This window comes from Caballeronia sp. J97, from assembly GCF_905220305.1.
Taxonomy (GTDB): Bacteria; Pseudomonadota; Gammaproteobacteria; order Burkholderiales; family Burkholderiaceae; genus Caballeronia.
In genome coordinates this window covers 150858-168178 of the sequence record NZ_CAJMZL010000005.1, presented here as the reverse complement: position 1 = coordinate 168178, position 17321 = coordinate 150858, and the positions used below count along the sequence as shown (strand labels likewise).

Here is a 17321-nt window from a genome sequence, read left to right as displayed (position 1 = left end):
CAATGATTAAGAGGATCAGGGTCATCACATGCTAAAAGTTACCAAAGCGGTTTTCCCCGTCGCCGGTCTGGGCACGCGGTTCCTTCCCGCGACCAAGGCCAGCCCGAAGGAAATGCTGCCCGTCGTGGACAAGCCGCTGATTCAATACGCGGTCGAGGAAGCGATGGCTGCCGGCATCACCGAAATGATCTTCGTGACCGGCCGCAGCAAGCGCGCCATCGAAGACCACTTCGACAAGTCCTACGAAATCGAAGCGGAACTCGAAGCGCGCGGCAAGGACAAGCTGCTCGAACTCGTGCGCAGCATCAAGCCGAGCCATGTCGACTGCTTCTACGTGCGTCAGGCCGAAGCGCTCGGTCTCGGCCATGCCGTGCTGTGTGCCGAAAAGCTCGTCGGCGACAACCCGTTCGCCGTGATCCTCGCGGACGACTTGCTGTACGGCAAGCCGCCCGTGATGTCGCAAATGATCGAAGTCTTCGACCACTATCACAGCTCGGTGATCGGTGTCGAAGAGATCCCGCCGGAGGATTCGAAGTCCTACGGCATCATCGACGGCAAGGAGTGGGAAGACAATATCTTCAAGCTGTCGGGCATCGTCGAGAAGCCGGAGCCGGCGGTGGCGCCGTCGAACCTTGGCGTGGTCGGCCGTTATGTGCTGAAGCCGCGCATCTTCGATCACATCCGCGCGCTGAAGCCGGGCGCGGGCGGCGAACTGCAACTCACGGATGCGATTCAGTCGCTGCTGTCGGACGAGCAGGTGCTGGCGTACAAGTATCAGGGCACGCGCTTCGATTGCGGCAGCAAGCTCGGCTACCTCAAGGCGACGGTGGAGTTCGCGCTGCGTCACCCGGAAGTGAAGCAGGAATTCGAAGAATATCTGCGCAATCGCGCGCCGATTCTCGAAGACTGAGTCTCTGCACGCTTCGTTGAAAAAAAATGCCCGTCACCTGCGTGACGGGCATTTTGCTTTTGCGCGCCTGTAAAGGCTCTTCAACGCCGACGCATCAGGAAGATGAACGTCTTGTCCTGTGCCGTCGATTCGACGATCTCGTTGCCCGTCTGCTTCGCGAATGCCGCGAAATCGCGCTGCGATCCCGGGTCGGTCGCGAGCACCTTCAGAATCTGACCGCTCGTCATGTCGGCGAGCGCTTTCTTCGCCCGCAGAATCGGCAACGGACAGTTGAGCCCGCGCGCATCGACTTCCTTGTGAACTTCCATCGCGATTGAACCTTTGTTGGCCTGTGGGTGAGCGCTCGTGAAGGTTCGATTTTAGCGCAGAGGTCACAACTCCACCGCCCTCCCGCTCTCATAAGCCTGCCGCATCGCGATACCGATCCGCGTCGCTTCCCTGGCATCGTCCAGCGTGAGCCCCGTCGCCGTTCCATCGCGAAGCAGTGCCACGAACGCCTGCGCCTCGCGCAAGAACGCATCCTCGAAGCGCTCGAAGAAGGTCGGCGTGCATGCATTGCGCAAGCCGTGCGCGTCGGCGATTTCGACGCGGTTCGCGCGCGGATTGCGCCCCACGGCGAGCGCGCCCGCCGTGCCGATCACTTCCGTCTGCGTGTCGTGCCCGTGCGCCATCGTGCGCGATGCATACAGCACGGCAAGCCGCCCGTCCTCGAACTCGATGGTGCCAACGCCATTGTCGATGTCATGGCACGCGCGCAAGCCCTCGTGAATCGCGATGGTGCCGCTCGCATACACGCGCTTTGCGCGCGGATTGCCGAGCAGCCAGCGCGCGAGATCGATGTCATGCACGCTGCAATCGAGAAAAAGCCCGCCCGATGTGGGCGCGAAGCGCACGAAGAAGCCATCGGGATCATTCTTGTCGCAGGTTTGCGAGCGCACCATGAACGGCCGGCCGATCGCGCCTTTCCCGACGCTATCGAACGCATCGCGATAACTCGCATCGAAGCGACGCACGAAGCCGATCATCACGTGCAGATGCGGATGGCGCGCGTGCTCTTCGATCACGGCATCGCATTCGGCGAGATCGAGCGACAGCGGCTTCTCGCAGAACACGTGCTTGCCCGCGCGCAGCGCGGCGATGATCTGCCGCGCGTGCAGCGAGGTGGGCGTGACGAGCCATACCGCGTCGATCGATGCATCCGCGAGCAGCGCCTCGTAATCCGCATGTAGCGACAACGCCGGCAACGTCTCCCGCGCCCATTCGCGCTCTTGCGCAACCGGACTGCACGCCGCGACGAGCTGCGCGCCCGGCACGTGCCACGCGAGATTCTCCGCATGCCGCCGCCCGAGCCTTCCCAATCCGACGATACCGAAGCGCACCGCGTTCATGCGACGTTCTCCCCGAGCTTGACGATGCGCTTCTCGCGCCACGACAAGGTCGCGGCCTCGGCGAGCTCCAATGCCTTGAGACCGTCGGCGACGGTCGTGCGCACCGGCTTGCCATGCACGACCGCATCGAAGAAATGCGCGATTTCCGCCGCATACGCCGCGCGATAGCGTTCGAGGAAGAACGCCTCGGGCTTGTCGCTCGAAACGGCCGCCGTCGTGTACGCCGTGACTTCGGTCGGCCGCACGTTGCCCGCTTGCAGCATGCCGCGGCTGCCGAGCAACTCGAAGCGCTGATCGTAGCCATACGCCGCGCGCCGCGCCGTGTTGATCTGGCAAAGACGCCCGCGCTTCGTGCGGATCGTCACCGCGGTCGAATCGATGTCGCCCGCCTCCGCGATGGCCGCATCGGCGAGGCAACTGCCCGTCGCGTGCAGCGTGTCGGCTTCGTCGTCGAGAATCCAGCGGAAGATATCGAAGTCGTGGATCAGCATGTCCTTGAAGATGCCGCCCGAGTGCCTGATGTACTCCACCGGCGGCGCGCCCGGATCGCGGCTCGTCACGATCAGCATCTCCGGATCGCCGATCTCGCCCGCGTCGATGCGCGCCTTCAACGCGGAGAAGGTCGGATCGAAGCGGCGCTGAAAGCCGATCATGCAGACGACGCCTGCATGATCGACGGCCTCGGCGCACGCGCGCGCCCGCTCGATCGCGAGATCGACGGGCTTCTCGCAGAACACGTGCTTCTTCTGCGCCGCCGACGCGAGAATCAGGTCCGCATGCGTGTCCGTGCTGGAACACACGACCGTCGCGCCAATGGAGGCGTCGCCCATCGCGCCGTCGACATCCGCGACGCTCGCGCCATGCGCTTGCGCGAGCGCGGCCGCCGCTTCGCGATTCACATCGACGACATATTTCAAACGCACGCCCGGCTGCCGCGCGAGATTGGCCGCGTGAATCTTGCCGATGCGCCCTGCCCCGAACACCGCCACATCAATCGTCATAGCCACCTGTCTCCTTGGATTCCTCAACGTTCAACTCGAGCCGGTACGCGAGCGCGATGAACAACGCCTGGCACAGGCAAATGGTGCTCGTGAGCGAACGGAACGCGAACGCGCTGCCCTCCTTCACGAACAAACTCGCGCTCGCATGGCGCGCGAGCGGCGAAAGCTGGCTATCGGTGATGACGAGCGTCTTCGCGCCGTGATGCTGCGCGGCACGCACGCAGTACTGCGTTTCCTTGCCGTAGGGTGCGAAGCTGATCGCGACCACCACGTCACCCTTCTTCACGCTGCGGATCTGCTCGCGGAACATGCCGCCGAAGCCCGAAATAAGATGCACGCGCTTCTTCGTGTGCTGCAATGCATAGACGATGTAGCTCGCCACCGCGAACGAGCGGCGCACACCGATCACATAGATGTTCTCCGCCTGCGACAGCATCTCCACGGCGGCTTCGAACTGATCGTCGTCGAGACCGGCTTCGAGTTCGTCGAGACCCGTGCGGCTCGCCGCGATGAATTCACGCGCGACCGACACGCCCGACGCCTCGCCCGCCTTCTCGTCGATGAGCTTGCGAATGCGCTGCTGATAGGTCTGCTGCGAGCCGCCGGCGCCCGTGTACGCCTGCCGGAACACTGCCTGCAAGTCGGAGAAGCCGGAAAAGCCGAAGCGCTGCGCGAACCGCACGACCGCCGACGCATGCACTCCGCACGCGCTCGCGATATCGCTCGTGCGATCCATCATCACGCTCTGGCGATGCTGCTCGATATACGTCGCGACGCTCTTCAACTGGCGCGGCAGCGTGTCGTAGGCGTCGGTGATCCGCTGCATCAACTCGTCGACGCTCTGGGCTTCGGTGCTGGTTTCATCCATTTCAACGCTCGTCTTTTGCGCGCCCGATGGCGAGCGCCGTGCAATGGATTATAGGAAGGCGCCAAGCAAATTGGAATGTATTTTCCATTTGCAGCAACGATAAAATTTCTATTGCAGACCACCGGAAACTGACCTACTCTTGGTCCTGAGCGCGACACATCAAACGGTCGGCTCGCGAAACATCACACCAAACAACAACCGAGATAGGTGGAGACAATGACCATTTGCAACGGTCGGGCCGCGCTGCGCGCGCTGGTGGCTGCTACTGCGTTGTGCAGCGCAGCGTTGATGGCGGCGAGTCCCGCACAGGCGGCGCCCGACGCGAAGTTCGTGCTGATCAGCCACGCGCCGGACTCGGATTCCTGGTGGAACGTCATCAAGAATGCGATCAAGCAGGCGGATGAAGACTTCAACGTGCAGACGGACTACCGCAATCCGCCGAACGGCGATATCGCGGACATGTCGCGCCTGATCGAGCAGGCCGCCGCGCGCAACTACGACGGTGTCATCACCACCATCGCGGACTTCGACGTGCTGAAGAGCGCGATCAACAAGGTCACCGCGAAGAAGATTCCGCTCGTGACGATCAACTCCGGCACCGAAGAGCAAAGCGCGCAACTGGGCGCGATCATGCACGTCGGGCAGCCCGAATATGTCGCGGGCAACGAGGCCGGCAAGAAGGCCAAGGCCGCGGGCGTGAAGTCGTTCCTGTGCGTGAACCACATCGCGACCAACACGGTGTCGTTCGATCGCTGCAAGGGCTTCGCGGACGCGCTCGGCATCGACTACAAGGCATCGACCATCGACTCCGGCCAGGACCCGACCGAGATCCAGTCGAAGGTATCGGCGTATCTGCGCAATCATCCCGACACGCAGGCGATCCTCACGCTCGGACCGACGCCCGCGTCCGCGACGCTCAAGGCCGTCACGCAAATGGGCCTGCAAAACAAGATCTATTTCGTGACGTTCGACTTTTCCGATGACATCGCGAAGGCCATCAAGGACGGCACGATCAAGTTCGCGATCGATCAGCAGCCGTATCTGCAAGGCTATATCCCGGTGGCGGTGCTCGCGGTCGTTCACAAGGAGCACATCACCGATCCGGCGAAGATCCGTCAGATTCTCGAAGCGAATCCGAAGTTCAAGGCGCGCCTCGAAACCTACGGGCTGCAACCGTCGTACGGGCCCAAGAACATCCGTTCGGGCCCGGGATTCATCACCAAAGACAATCTCGACAAGGTCGTGAAATACGCCGGTCAATATCGTTGATCGCCGCGTGACCTTCTTCGGGCGGCCCGTCTGACGCCGCCCGCTTTTATCAACGTTCATCGCTTCCGGTCGCGTCCCTTTGCGGACGCGGCGGGGACGCGCGCATCGGTACCGCATCGAATACAGGTCTCAAGGAGCCATCATGGGCGTAGCCGGAAAGCACTATCCTCCTCACGCGAATCCTCAGCAGGACAGCGCTGAAACACCGGACAAGGCCAAGCCTTCGGACGAACGCGTACGCCAGACATCGTGGTTCGGTCATTTGCTGAACCGCCCGGAGTTCGCGGCCATTTCCGGTACCGTGCTCGTGTTCATCGTGTTCGGCTTCGGCGCGGGCTCGTCGGGCATGTTCAACCTCGACGGCGTGATGAACTGGTCGCAGGTGGCCGCCTATCTCGGTCTGCTCGCGGTCGGCGCGTGTCTGCTGATGATCGCGGGCGAGTTCGACTTGTCCATCGGTTCGATGATCGGCTTCGCGGGCATGATGGTCGCGTTGCCCTCGGTCTACTTCCACTGGCCGATCTCGCTGTCGATTCTCTTCGCGTTCGTGATGTCGATGCTGCTCGGCGCGCTCAACGGCTATCTCGTGATGCGAACCCGCCTGCCGTCGTTCATCGTCACGCTCGCGTTCCTGTTCATCCTGCGCGGCCTCACGCTCGCGCTGTCGATCATGTTCGCGGATCGCACCATCATCTCGGGCGTGGGCGATCTCGCGCAGGCCGATCCCATCGCCGACACGCTCTTTCATGGCGTCGCGTTCCACGGCGTGTTCACGTGGCTCGCGCACATGGGCATCGGCAAGCTGCTCGACAGCGGCCAGCCGCTCGTGCCGGGCATTCCGAAGGTCATCATCTGGTGGTTCGCGCTCGCGGCGGTCGGTGCGTTCGTGCTCGCCAAGACGCGCTACGGCAACTGGATTCTCGCGGTCGGCGGCGATGCGAACGCCGCGAAGAACGTCGGCGTTCCGGTGAAGCGCGTCAAGATTTCCCTCTTCGTGCTGACCGCGTTCTGCTCGTGCCTGTTCGCCGTGCTGCAGGTGTGCGATATCGGCTCGGCCGCGGCCGATCGCGGCCTGCAAAAAGAGTTCGAAGCGATCATCGCCGCGGTCATCGGCGGCACCTTGCTGACAGGCGGATACGGTTCGGTGGTCGGCGCATGCTTCGGGGCGCTGATCTTCGGCGTCGTGCAGATCGGCATCACCTATACGAACGTGAGCTCGGACTGGTTCCGCGTGTTCCTCGGCGTGATGCTGCTGCTCGCGGTGCTTTTCAATCACTACGTGCGCCGCCGCGTTTCACAGGCTCAATGAGGGGAGAAACGATCATGCAAGACGAAAACATCCTCGCGCTCGAAAACGTCAGCAAGTACTTCGGCAAGGTGATCGCGCTGAACGGCGTCACCTTGCGACTCAAACGCGGCGAAGTGCACTGCCTGCTCGGCGACAACGGCGCGGGCAAGTCCACGCTCATCAAGACGCTGGCGGGCGTGCATCAGCCCTCTTCCGGCGACTATCTCGTCGACGGCGAGCCCGTCCATTTCGATTCGCCGAAAGAAGCGCTCGATCTCGGCATCGCGACCGTGTATCAGGACCTCGCGCTCGTGCCGCTGCTTTCCGTCGCGCGCAACTTCTTCATGGGACGCGAGCCGCAGAAAAAGCGTTTCGGCATCAGCGTGATGGACCTCGACCTCGCAGCCGAAACCTCGCGCGCCAAGCTCGCCGAAATGGGCATCAACGTGCGCGATCCGCATCAGCCCATCGGCACGATGTCCGGTGGCGAGAAGCAATGCCTCGCGATCGCGCGCGCGATCCACTTCGGCGCGCGCGTGCTGATCCTCGACGAACCGACCGCCGCGCTCGGCGTGAAGCAGAGCTTCAACGTGCTCAAGCTGATTCACAAGGCGCGCGAAAAAGGCATCTCGGTGATCTTCATCACGCATAACGTGCATCACGCATATCCGATCGGCGACTCGTTCACGCTGCTCAATCGCGGCCGCTCGATGGGCACCTTCACGAAGGACACCATCAGCAAGAACGAAGTGCTCGACATGATGGCGGGCGGCGCGGAGATGCAGCAGATGATGACCGAGCTCGAAGGCGCGACGATCTGAGGACATTCAAGCCATGCCAACCCAAACCACCTCTCGCTTCGCGCCGGACCGCACGCGCGATATCGTGTGCCTCGGGCGTCTCGCCGTCGATCTCTATGCGCAGCAAGTCGGCGCGCGCCTCGAAGACGTGTCGACGTTCGCGAAGTATCTCGGCGGCTCGTCGGCGAACATCGCGTTCGGTTGCGCGCGGCTCGGGCTGAATTCGTCGATGCTCGCGCGCGTCGGCAACGACCACATGGGGCGCTTTCTCACCGAGACGCTCGAACGCGAGGGCTGCGACGTGAGTCATGTGCGCGTCGATCGTGAAAGACTGACCGCGCTCGTGCTGCTCGGTCTCGAAGACCGCGACACGTTCCCGCTCGTGTTCTATCGCGAGAACTGCGCGGACATGGCCGTCGACGAAAACGACTTCGATGAGGCGTATATCGCGTCGTCGAAGGCGCTGCTCATCACGGGCACGCACTTCTCGACGGAACAGGTGAACCGCACGAGCCGCCGGGCGCTGGAGTACGCGCGGCGCAACGACGTGCGCACGATTCTCGACATCGACTATCGCCCCGTGCTGTGGGGTCTCACCGGCAAGGCCGACGGCGAGACGCGCTTCGTCGCCAACGAGGGCGTCACCGCGCACTTGCAGCGCATTCTGCCGCTGATGGATCTCGTCATCGGCACGGAAGAAGAGTTTCGGATCGCGGGCGGCAAGGATCGTCTGATCGATGCGCTCGCGATGGTCCGCAAGGTCACGGGCGCGACGCTCGTCGTGAAGCGCGGGCCGCTCGGCTGCTCGATCATCGAAGGCGCGGTGCCCTCGTCCATCGACGCCGCGCCGATCCACGGCGGCGTCGAAGTCGAAGTGCTCAACGTGCTCGGCGCAGGCGATGCGTTCGCCTCCGGCTTCCTGTCGGGATGGCTGCGCGACGAGCCGCTCGAAGCCTGCGCGCGCTCTGCCAATGCATGCGGCGCGCTCGTCGTGTCGCGCCACGGCTGCGCGCCCGCGATGCCCACGCCCGCCGAACTCGACTACTTCCTCGATGCGGCGAAGCAGGATCCCGTGCGCATGCGCCGCCCCGACCGGGACGCGACGCTCGCGCGCTTGCATCGCGTGAGCCCGAAGCGCGAGCAATGGGACGAAGTGCTCGGCTTCGCGTTCGATCATCGCAACCAGTTCTTCGATCTCGCGCAGCAAACCGGCGCGAGCGAATCGCGCATACCGGTTTTGAAGAACCTGTTCGTCGAAGCCGTCGCACAGACCGAGAAGGAACTCGGGCTCGACGGACGCATCGGCGTATTGATCGACGATCGCTACGGACAGGACGCCTTGAACGCCGCGACGGGACGCGGCTGGTGGATCGGCCGCCCGGTCGAATTGCCCGGCTCGATGCCGCTCGTGTTCGATCATGGCCGCTCGATCGGCACGACGCTCGTGCAATGGCCGCGCGAGCAGGTTGCGAAGTGCCTCGTGCAATATCACCCCGATCATCCGCATGACGTGCGCCTCGAACAGGAAGCGCAGTTGCGCGCGCTCTACGATGCCGTGCAGGAAAGCGGCAACGAGTTGCTGCTCGAAGTGATCGTGCCGAAGAACGGCCCGCCGGTCGAAGACGATACCGTGTATCGCGCGCTGAAGCGTCTCTACAACCTCGGCATCTATCCGGAATGGTGGAAGCTCGAACCGATGAGCGCGAAGCAATGGCAAGCCGTCGATACGCTCATCGCCGAGCGCGATCCGTATTGCCGCGGCGTCGTGCTGCTCGGCCTCTCGGCGGGCGTCGATCAGTTGCGCGATGGCTTCAGGGCGGCGGCATCGTCGAAGACCTGCAAGGGCTTCACGGTCGGACGCACGATCTTTCATGAGCCGAGCCATGCGTGGCTCGCAAACGAAATCGACGACAGCGAATTGATCGCACGCGTGCGCCGCACGTTCGAAGCGCTGATCGGCGCATGGCGCGATGCGCGTTCGTCGCGCGACCCGTCCGGCGCCACCCTTCACGCAAGACAGGAGCAGGCCGCATGAACCAGCGTGCAACGCAAAGCGAAACTGTCGCGTCGCCGGGCAGTTCGACCATTCGGCTGACCGCGGCGCAGGCCGTCGTGCGCTATCTCGCGGCGCTACGCACCGAGCACGGCGAGCCGCTTTTCGGCGGCGTGTTCGCGATCTTCGGGCACGGCAATGTCGCGGGCATCGGCGAGGCGTTGTATCGACATCGCGATGAATTGCCGACGTATCGCGCGCACAACGAGCAGGCGATGGCGCATGGCGCGATTGCGTATGCGAAGGCGCATATGCGGCGTCGCATGATGGCGGTGACGACGTCCATCGGTCCGGGCGCGACCAATCTCGTGACGGCCGCCGCGCTCGCGCATGTGAACCGCTTGCCGGTGCTCTTGCTGCCGGGCGATATCTTCGTGTCGCGCGCGCCTGATCCGGTGCTGCAGCAAGTCGAGGACGGTCACGACGGCGGCGTCTCCGCGAACGATGCATTGAAGGCGGTGTCGCGTTATTTCGATCGCATCGTGCATCCCGCGCAAGTGCTGAGCGCATTGCCGCGCGCGATTCGCGTGCTCACCGATGCGGCGCTGTGCGGCCCGGTCACGCTGGCGCTGCCGCAGGACGTGCAGGCGATGGCCTACGACTACCCTGCTTCGTTCTTCGAGCCGCGCGTCGTCGAGTTTCATGCGAGCGCGCCGCTGCCGCGCGAAATCGAGCGCGCCGCCGCGATGTTACGTGAAGCGCGCGAACCGTTGATCGTGTCGGGCGGCGGCGTGCTGTACGGGCTCGCAACCGATGCCTTGCGCGCGTTCGCGCACAAGCACGGCGTTCCCGTCGCCGAGACGCAGGCGGGCAAAGGCGCGCTCGCGTGGGACGATGCGTTGAACGTCGGCGGCATCGGCGTGACGGGCGCAACGGCTGCCAACGAGCTCGCGCATGCAAGCGATTGCGTGCTTGCTCTCGGCACGCGCCTGCAGGATTTCACGACCGGATCGAACACGCTCTTCGCGCAGGCGCGGCTCATTGCGCTCAACGCCAATCCGTTCGATGCGCTGAAGCAGAACGCGCTCGCCGTGCAGGCGGATGCGCGCGTCGCGCTGGACGCGTTGTCGGAAGCGCTCGGCAACTGGCGCGCCTCGCCGCAATGGACGACGCGCGCGCATCGGCTCGCGAACGAATGGCGCGAGACCGTCGCGCATGTGACGAACACACCCGTCGCGGATGGCGTCTTGCCGCGCGAAGCCGATGTCATCGGCGCGGTGCAGCGCTCGGACGATGACTCGCCTTCGAACGACATCGTCGTATGCGCGGCGGGCACGCTGCCGGCGGATTTGCAAAAGCTCTGGCGCACGGGCAAACCCGGCGGGTATCACGTCGAATACGGCTATTCGTGCATGGGCTATGAAGTCGCGGGCGGGCTGGGCGTGAAGCTCGCGCGGCCCGAGCGCGAAGTGATCGTGATCGTCGGCGACGGCAGCTATCTGATGATGAACAGCGAGCTCGCCACATCGGTGATGCTTGGCGCGAAGATGATTGTGGTGCTGCTCGACAATCGCGGGTTCGGTTGCATCAATCGATTGCAGCAGGCTTGCGGCGGCGCGCCGTTCAACAATCTCATCGACGATTGCAGGCAGGGCGCGCTCGGTGCGCCGCGGATCGATTTCGCGATGCATGCGCGTTCGCTCGGCGCGTTGTCGGAGCATGTGTCGGGCATCGGCGAACTGGAGGCCGCGATGAAGCGCGCGCGGGCGGCGGATCGAAGTTATCTGATTTCGATCGATACCGATGCGGCGCGGCCCACCGAGGAAGGGGGATGGTGGTGGGAAGTGGCCGTGCCGGAGGTTTCTGACCGCGCGGCGGTGGTCGTCGCCAGGGAGAGCTATGAGCGTGCGCTCAAGGCTCGAGGGTTTTGATTTTTTTTTTGGGTCGCTGCTTTCGTGGTGTGTTGGTCTGTCTGGTCGGTGCGATGAGGCTTCCATGGAATCCTGCTTTCTTTTCGGTCTATTGGCACTGCCCCTGTGCGGGGCGGCAGTCACTTTCTTTGCTGCTGCAAAGAAAGTAACCAAAGAAAGCAGCTTCTCCCATCCAAAGTACCTCACACCGGCCGCGGCACAGGCGATTGGCCTAATGGTCCGCCCGTAGCGAGTGACCCCGCAAGCAGAACACGGCTTGGACCGCGCACGGTCTGACTAGCTAGTAATTCGAGGGCACTGGTTCAGCGCAAAACAGCTTCGGCACAGCGCTACGCGCTGCCGCCGGGCCTGCAAGGGAAACCAACCAGGGGCAATTGCAGTGAGATGGAAACGTTAGCAAAGAAGCACACGCAGACCCGATGAACCCATCGGCCACGAAGTGGGCCGGAGCAGTCTTGTGCTGTACCAGTTGTTTGTGTGGTGCGATGGGACGGACCGTGCGCGATCCAAGCCTTGTTCCGTTTTGGGGGCACTCGCTACTGGCGGGCCATTAGGCCAATCGCCTGTGCCGCGGCCGGCGTGAGGTACTTTGGATGGGAGAAGCTGCTTTCTTTGGTTACTTTCTTTGCAGCAGCAAAGAAAGTGACTGCCGCCCCGCACAGGGGCAGTGCTAATAGACCACCGCGAATACGGGATTCCACGAACACCCAACCACCCAAAACCAACCAAAACCAGAGGACACCCCCCATGCCTTTGAACGTCCGCATCGGCATCAACCCCCTGTCGTGGATGAACGACGACCTCCCGTCCCTCGGCGGCGAGACCCCGCTCTCCACAGCCCTGACGGAAGGCAAACAAATCGGCTATGAAGGTTTCGAACTAGGCAACAAATTCCCCCGCGAGCCGCAGGCGCTGAAAACGCTGCTCGCGCAATACGATCTCGCGCTCGTATCCGGCTGGTACTCCGGCAGGCTAGCCGAACGCGACACGCAAGAGGAAATCGAAGCCGTCGGCCCGCATCTCGATCTGCTCGCAAAGAACGGCGCAACCGTCATGGTCTACGGCGAAGTCGCCAACTCTATCCAGGGCGCGCCGCGCCCGCTCTATCAACGTCCACGCTTCTTCTCGGATGCGCAGTGGAACCAGTACGCCGAACGCCTGAACCGCTTCGCCGAATACACGCTCTCGCGCGGCGTGCGCGTCGCCTATCATCATCACATGGGCGCGTATGTCGAAACGCCCGCGGATGTCGATCGCCTGATGGCGCTCACCAGCGATGCGCTCGGCCTGCTGTTCGACGCAGGGCACATCACGTTCGCGGGCGGCGATGCCCTGACCGTGCTGCAGAAGCACATCGCGCGCGTCTGTCATGTGCATTGCAAGGACGTGCGGCCGGAAATCGTGAAGCTCGCGCGCAATCGCAACTGGAGCTTTCTCGATGCGGTCATCAACGGCGCATTCTCCGTGCCGGGCGATGGCTGCGTCGATTATCCGGGCATCATCGCGTGTCTCGCACAGCATGATTACGAAGGCTGGCTCGTCGTGGAAGCCGAACAGGATCCGGTGATCGCACCGAGCCATGCGTACGCCGACAAGGGCTATCGCACGCTGCGCGCGCTCGTCGACGCAACATTCAAGGAGGCAGCATGAGCCTGCTAGTGAAAGCATCGCGCGAGGGGCAAACCATCGCGCGCGTCACGCCCGATTCCGCGGGCTGGAAGCACGTCGGTTTCGCGGCCTATCGTCTGAACGCAGGTGACGTCGTGCACGTGTACGACGCGCATCGCGAAAGCTGCATCGTCGTGCTGACGGGCACCGTGAGCGTCGAAGCGGGCGACGAGCATTATCAGTCGATCGGCTCGCGCGACAGCGTGTTCGAAGACGCCGCGCCGTATGCGGTCTATGTGCCGCCCAAACTCGCCGCCATCGTGCGCGCGGAGCGCGATGCGGAGATCGGTGTCGCGAGCGCGCCCGCGAAAGGCGAGTTTCCGCCGCGCCTGATCGAGCCCGCGCAAATGAAGCGCTCGACGCGCGGCAAGAACGCGAATACGCGCTACGTGTGCGACGTTCTTCCGCAAACCGAAGCAGCCGAATCGCTGCTGGTCGTCGAAGTGCGCACGCCGGGCGGACATGCATCGAGCTATCCGCCGCACAAGCACGATCAGGACAATGTGCCGATCGAGAGCTCGCTCGAAGAGACGTACTACCATCGACTCAATCCGCCGCAAGGATTCGCGTTCCAGCGCGTCTACACCGATGAGCGCGATCTCGACGAGACGATGGCCGTCGAGGATCACGATGTCGTCATGGTGCCGCGCGGATATCATCCGGTCGTCGTGCCGTATGGGTACGACAACTACTATCTGAACGTGATGGCGGGCGACAAGCGCACGTGGCACTTCAAGAACGATCCGAAGCACGAGTGGATCGTGGAAAGGGACAACAAGGCTTCGAGCTAACCCACGGAAAGCCATTCGCGCATCACGTGCCCGTTGCGAGCAAGCGAAGCGAATGGCCCATCGAACTGAATCGCCCCATGCCCCATCACCGCGATGCGGGCATCGAGCGCGCGCGCGATCGTCATCCGCTCTTCGATCAGCAGCATCGCGACGCCCCGCGCGCGCAACGTGACGAGACACGCGGCCACTTGCGCGAGCACTTGCGGCGCGAGTCCTTCGCCGGGTTCGTCGATGACGACGAGCGACGGATCGCGGCTCAACGTGCGGGCCAGCGCGAGCATCTGCTGCTCGCCGCCCGACAACGCGCCCGCCTTCACCGACGCGCGTTCTTCGAGCACGGGAAACAGCCGATACGCATCGCTCAGCGTGAATCGCGAGCCCTTTCTTTCGCCGAGCCGGAGGTTCTCGCGCACCGTGAGCGCGGGGAACACATCGCGCGTTTCGGGCACGTAGCCGATGCCCAGCCGCGCGATGCGATGCGCCCGCATGCCGACGAGCCGGACATCGCGATAACGCATGTCGCCCGCGCAACGCACGAGTCCCATGATGCACTTCGCGAGCGTCGATCGTCCCGATCCGTTGCGGCCGACGAGCGCGACCGCTTCGCCTTCGTCGATCGACAGATTCACGCCGTGCAGCACCTGCGCCTCGCCGTACCATGCGCGCAGATCCTCGATATGCAAGCCCACGCTCATGGCGCGACTCCGCCGAGATAGGCTTCCTGCACGGCACGATTCGCGCGAATGTCGGCAGGCGTGCCGGTTGCGATCACGCGCCCTCGCACGAGCACTGAAAGTCGATCCGCGAGACCGAACACCGCGTCCATGTCGTGCTCGATCACGAGCAGCGTGCGCCCTTGCGTCGTCGCGCGAATCAGGTCGAGCGCGCGCGTCGCCTCCGCGCGATTCATGCCGGCGGTGGGTTCGTCGAGCAGGATGAGCGGCGCATCGGTGGCGAGCGCGATGCCGAGATCGAGCGCGCGCTGCTCCGCATAGGTCAGGCACGCCGCGAGTTCATCGGCGCGCGCGGCAAGGCCGATCGCATCGAGCATCGCGCGCGCGCGGGCGTCGATCCGGCGCGAAGGCAGCCATCTCTCGAACAAGCGCGTCGAGGCGGCGCCGAGCGCCGCGCAACGCAGGTTATCGAGCACGGACAAGCCGCCGAACACGCTCGTCGTCTGGAAGCTGCGCGCGAGCGAACGCGCGACGCGCTGCGGCGGCTTGCCAGTGATATCGGCTCCGTCGGCGACGATGCGTCCGTCATCGGGACGCGCGCGCCCCGAAATCAGGTCGAAGAGCGTGGACTTGCCCGCGCCGTTCGGTCCGATGAGCGCGTGCCGTTCGCCCCGCGCGACGCGCAGATCGACGCCGCGCAGCACGCGCGTCGCGCCGAAGCTCTTGACGATGCCGTGCAAGTCGAGTGCGGCGTTCATCGCGCGGCCCTCGTGCGTCGTGCGAGCCACAGACCCAGCAACGCGAACGGCAAGGCGATGAGCCACGCATGCGCGTCGCGCCGTTCGGCGTAGAGTCCTTCCACCGACACGACAACCGCAACGCCCCACACGATCGCGCTCAGCATGCCGAAGCACAAGGCCCGCGCATCGCGTCGGACGAGGCCCGCGACGCCTTCAGGCGCGGCGACGACGACCCACATGAAGAAGAGCCCGAGATACATCGGCCACGCGGCGGTGACGCTCGCAAGCCCGGAGCTGAAAAACGTGAGCAGCACCGCGCCGATCATCGGACCGGAAAACGTGCCCGCGCCGCCGATCACCGTCGCGACGAGCGCGCTCGTCGAACGTGCGAGACCGACGCTCTCCGACGACACCAGCTCGACGTTGATCAGCGCGAGCACGCCCGCGACGCCCGCGAAGAACGCCGACACGACGAGCATGCGCAAGCGCACGCGCGCCGGCGCGAAGCCGATCGCGGCGGCGCGCGCCGGGTTGTCGCGCACGGCGTTGGCGAGGCGGCACATCGGCGTGCGCGAGAACGCGAACATCGCGAGCGCCGCTATCACGCACCAGCACGCGATGAGTGCGTACGCCTCGCGCGGCGGCCCGAAAGTCCATGCGAAAAGCGGCGGCCCGCTCGCGCGATCGATCGTCACGCCGCCCTCGCCGCCGAACCAGCCCGGCACGAGCCACGCGCATGCGGCGACCAGCTCGCCGATGCCGAGCGTGATCATCGCGAAGGACGTGCCCGCGCGCTGCGTCGAGATCGCGCCGAAGACGACGGCGACGAGCATCGCCGCGCATCCGCCGACGAGCGGCAGCAACGCCAACGGCACGCCGAAGCGATTGAACACATGCGCGGCGGCGAACGCGCCGAGACCGGAATAGACCGCGTGCCCGAACGAGAGCAAGCCCGTCTCGCCGAGCAGCAAGTTGTACGACAGCGCGAACACGACGAGCGTGGCGGTCTGCGCGAGATACGCGAGCAGCCACGATTGATCGACGATGAACGGCGGCAGCGCGAGCGCGACGATCAACGCAATGAACTTAGCCATCTCTCGTGCGCTCGCCGAACAGCCCGCGCGGCCGCGCGGCCAGCATCCCGACGAGCAGCAGATAAGGCAGCACGGGCGCGAGTTGCGCGACCGTCAACGCGCCCCATGCCGGCGGCAACGTCACGCCGAGCGACGCCGCGATGCCGCCCGCCGTCGCGCTCGCGCCCACCGCGAAGGTCTGCACGCAGCCGATCAGCAGCGACGCGACGAGCGCGCCCGCGAGCGATCCGAGCCCGCCGATCACGACGACGACGAAGACGATCGGACCCATCGCGTCGGCCATCGCCGGTTCGACGACGGCGAGCGGCGCGCCGATCACGCCGCCGAGCGCGGCGAGCGCGGTGCCGATGCCGAAGACCATCGTGAATACGCGCGGCACGTCATGACCCAGCGTTTCGACGGTCGCGGGATGCGTGAGCGCCGCGCGCACGATGAGTCCGGTCTTCGATACGCGCAAGACGATCCACAGCGCGCCGAGCATGACGACGGCGACCGCCATCATGAACGCGCGATAACGCGCGAACGACGCGCCGTCGAGCGTGAAAAGCGCTCCGTCGAGCACACGCGGAATGGCGGCGGGCAACGGTCCGAGCCCCCAGACGAGCTTCACGCCCTCGCCGATCACGATGGCCGCGCCGAAAGTCAGCAGCATTTCCGCGAGCGCGCCGCGCGCATGCACCCGCCGCAACAACGACCGTTCGAACAGCGCACCCGCAATGCCGACGACAACCGGCGCGGCGAACAGCGCGAACCAGAATCCGCCGTATGCGGCGAGCGCCTGCCCGACATACGCGCCGAGCATGTAGAAACTCGCGTGCGCGAAGTTGAGCACGCCGAGCATCGAGAAAATCAGCGTGAGCCCCGCCGACAGCATGAAGAGCAGCAATCCCACGCTCACGCCGTTGA

Annotated in this window: 16 protein-coding genes; 8 read left to right on the top strand and 8 right to left on the bottom strand. The window is 64.5% G+C overall.

Annotated features, from left to right (window positions below; all coding sequences use genetic code 11):
- The first annotated feature begins 28 nt into the window (after positions 1 to 28).
- Complete coding sequence (galU, locus tag U4Y90_RS10490; protein ID WP_008341953.1) at positions 29 to 910, top strand: UTP--glucose-1-phosphate uridylyltransferase GalU; 882 nt, start codon at positions 29 to 31, stop codon at positions 908 to 910.
- A gap of 80 nt (positions 911 to 990) precedes the next feature.
- On the opposite strand, the gene U4Y90_RS10485 is transcribed toward galU, so the two are convergent.
- From U4Y90_RS10485 to U4Y90_RS10470, 4 genes are all read right to left on the bottom strand, one after another.
- Positions 991 to 1218 (bottom strand): sulfurtransferase TusA family protein, encoded by a 228-nt coding sequence (locus U4Y90_RS10485; protein WP_008341954.1) that lies wholly within the window; start codon positions 1216 to 1218, stop codon positions 991 to 993.
- A gap of 63 nt (positions 1219 to 1281) precedes the next feature.
- Positions 1282 to 2298: a Gfo/Idh/MocA family oxidoreductase gene (locus tag U4Y90_RS10480; protein WP_321794490.1), complete on the bottom strand. Its 1017-nt coding sequence runs from the start codon at positions 2296 to 2298 to the stop codon at positions 1282 to 1284.
- On the bottom strand, positions 2295 to 3299 hold the full coding sequence (iolG, locus tag U4Y90_RS10475) for an inositol 2-dehydrogenase (protein WP_321794489.1): 1005 nt from the start codon (positions 3297 to 3299) through the stop codon (positions 2295 to 2297). The genes U4Y90_RS10480 and iolG overlap by 4 nt, the downstream gene beginning before the upstream one ends.
- Positions 3289 to 4167, bottom strand: coding sequence for a MurR/RpiR family transcriptional regulator (locus U4Y90_RS10470; protein ID WP_321794488.1), 879 nt, complete (start codon positions 4165 to 4167; stop codon positions 3289 to 3291). The genes iolG and U4Y90_RS10470 overlap by 11 nt, the downstream gene beginning before the upstream one ends.
- Before the next feature lie 216 nt (positions 4168 to 4383).
- Here U4Y90_RS10470 and U4Y90_RS10465 point away from each other — a divergent pair, with 216 nt between their 5' ends.
- The 7 genes from U4Y90_RS10465 (at position 4384) to iolB (ending at position 13907) form a co-directional block, all read left to right on the top strand.
- A complete protein-coding gene (locus U4Y90_RS10465) occupies positions 4384 to 5436 on the top strand; it encodes a sugar ABC transporter substrate-binding protein (protein WP_321794487.1) in 1053 nt (350 codons plus the stop codon).
- A 142-nt stretch (positions 5437 to 5578) separates the two neighbouring features.
- Entirely contained in the window at positions 5579 to 6745 is a 1167-nt protein-coding gene (locus U4Y90_RS10460; RefSeq protein ID WP_321794486.1) for an ABC transporter permease, read from the top strand.
- Positions 6746 to 6759: 14 nt separating this feature from the next.
- Positions 6760 to 7545 carry an ATP-binding cassette domain-containing protein gene (locus tag U4Y90_RS10455; protein ID WP_321794485.1) on the top strand — a complete coding sequence of 262 codons (786 nt, stop codon included), beginning with the start codon at positions 6760 to 6762 and terminating at the stop codon, positions 7543 to 7545.
- Positions 7546 to 7558: 13 nt separating this feature from the next.
- Positions 7559 to 9559 carry a bifunctional 5-dehydro-2-deoxygluconokinase/5-dehydro-2-deoxyphosphogluconate aldolase gene (locus U4Y90_RS10450; RefSeq protein WP_321794484.1) on the top strand — a complete coding sequence of 667 codons (2001 nt, stop codon included), beginning with the start codon at positions 7559 to 7561 and terminating at the stop codon, positions 9557 to 9559.
- Complete coding sequence (iolD, locus tag U4Y90_RS10445) at positions 9556 to 11448, top strand: 3D-(3,5/4)-trihydroxycyclohexane-1,2-dione acylhydrolase (decyclizing) (RefSeq protein WP_321794483.1); 1893 nt, start codon at positions 9556 to 9558, stop codon at positions 11446 to 11448. The genes U4Y90_RS10450 and iolD overlap by 4 nt, the downstream gene beginning before the upstream one ends.
- A 747-nt stretch (positions 11449 to 12195) precedes the next feature.
- The gene (gene iolE / locus U4Y90_RS10440; RefSeq protein ID WP_321794482.1) at positions 12196 to 13098 is read left to right on the top strand and encodes a myo-inosose-2 dehydratase; all 903 of its coding nucleotides are present in this window, start codon (positions 12196 to 12198) and stop codon (positions 13096 to 13098) included.
- Positions 13095 to 13907 carry a 5-deoxy-glucuronate isomerase gene (gene iolB, locus U4Y90_RS10435; RefSeq protein ID WP_321794481.1) on the top strand — a complete coding sequence of 271 codons (813 nt, stop codon included), beginning with the start codon at positions 13095 to 13097 and terminating at the stop codon, positions 13905 to 13907. Before iolE ends, iolB begins: the two co-directional genes overlap by 4 nt.
- On the opposite strand, the gene U4Y90_RS10430 is transcribed toward iolB, so the two are convergent.
- Genes U4Y90_RS10430 through U4Y90_RS10415 form a run of 4 tightly spaced genes read right to left on the bottom strand, consistent with a single transcriptional unit; the run spans position 13904 to position 17289 of the window.
- Positions 13904 to 14602, bottom strand: coding sequence for an ABC transporter ATP-binding protein (locus U4Y90_RS10430; RefSeq protein ID WP_321794480.1), 699 nt, complete (start codon positions 14600 to 14602; stop codon positions 13904 to 13906). The genes iolB and U4Y90_RS10430 overlap by 4 nt on opposite strands.
- Entirely contained in the window at positions 14599 to 15339 is a 741-nt protein-coding gene (locus tag U4Y90_RS10425; protein ID WP_321794479.1) for an ABC transporter ATP-binding protein, read from the bottom strand. The genes U4Y90_RS10430 and U4Y90_RS10425 overlap by 4 nt, the downstream gene beginning before the upstream one ends.
- Complete coding sequence (locus U4Y90_RS10420; RefSeq protein ID WP_321794478.1) at positions 15336 to 16415, bottom strand: branched-chain amino acid ABC transporter permease; 1080 nt, start codon at positions 16413 to 16415, stop codon at positions 15336 to 15338. Before U4Y90_RS10420 ends, U4Y90_RS10425 begins: the two co-directional genes overlap by 4 nt.
- The gene (locus tag U4Y90_RS10415) at positions 16408 to 17289 is read right to left on the bottom strand and encodes a branched-chain amino acid ABC transporter permease (protein WP_321794592.1); all 882 of its coding nucleotides are present in this window, start codon (positions 17287 to 17289) and stop codon (positions 16408 to 16410) included. Before U4Y90_RS10415 ends, U4Y90_RS10420 begins: the two co-directional genes overlap by 8 nt.
- Between the last annotated feature and the right edge of the window lie 32 nt (positions 17290 to 17321).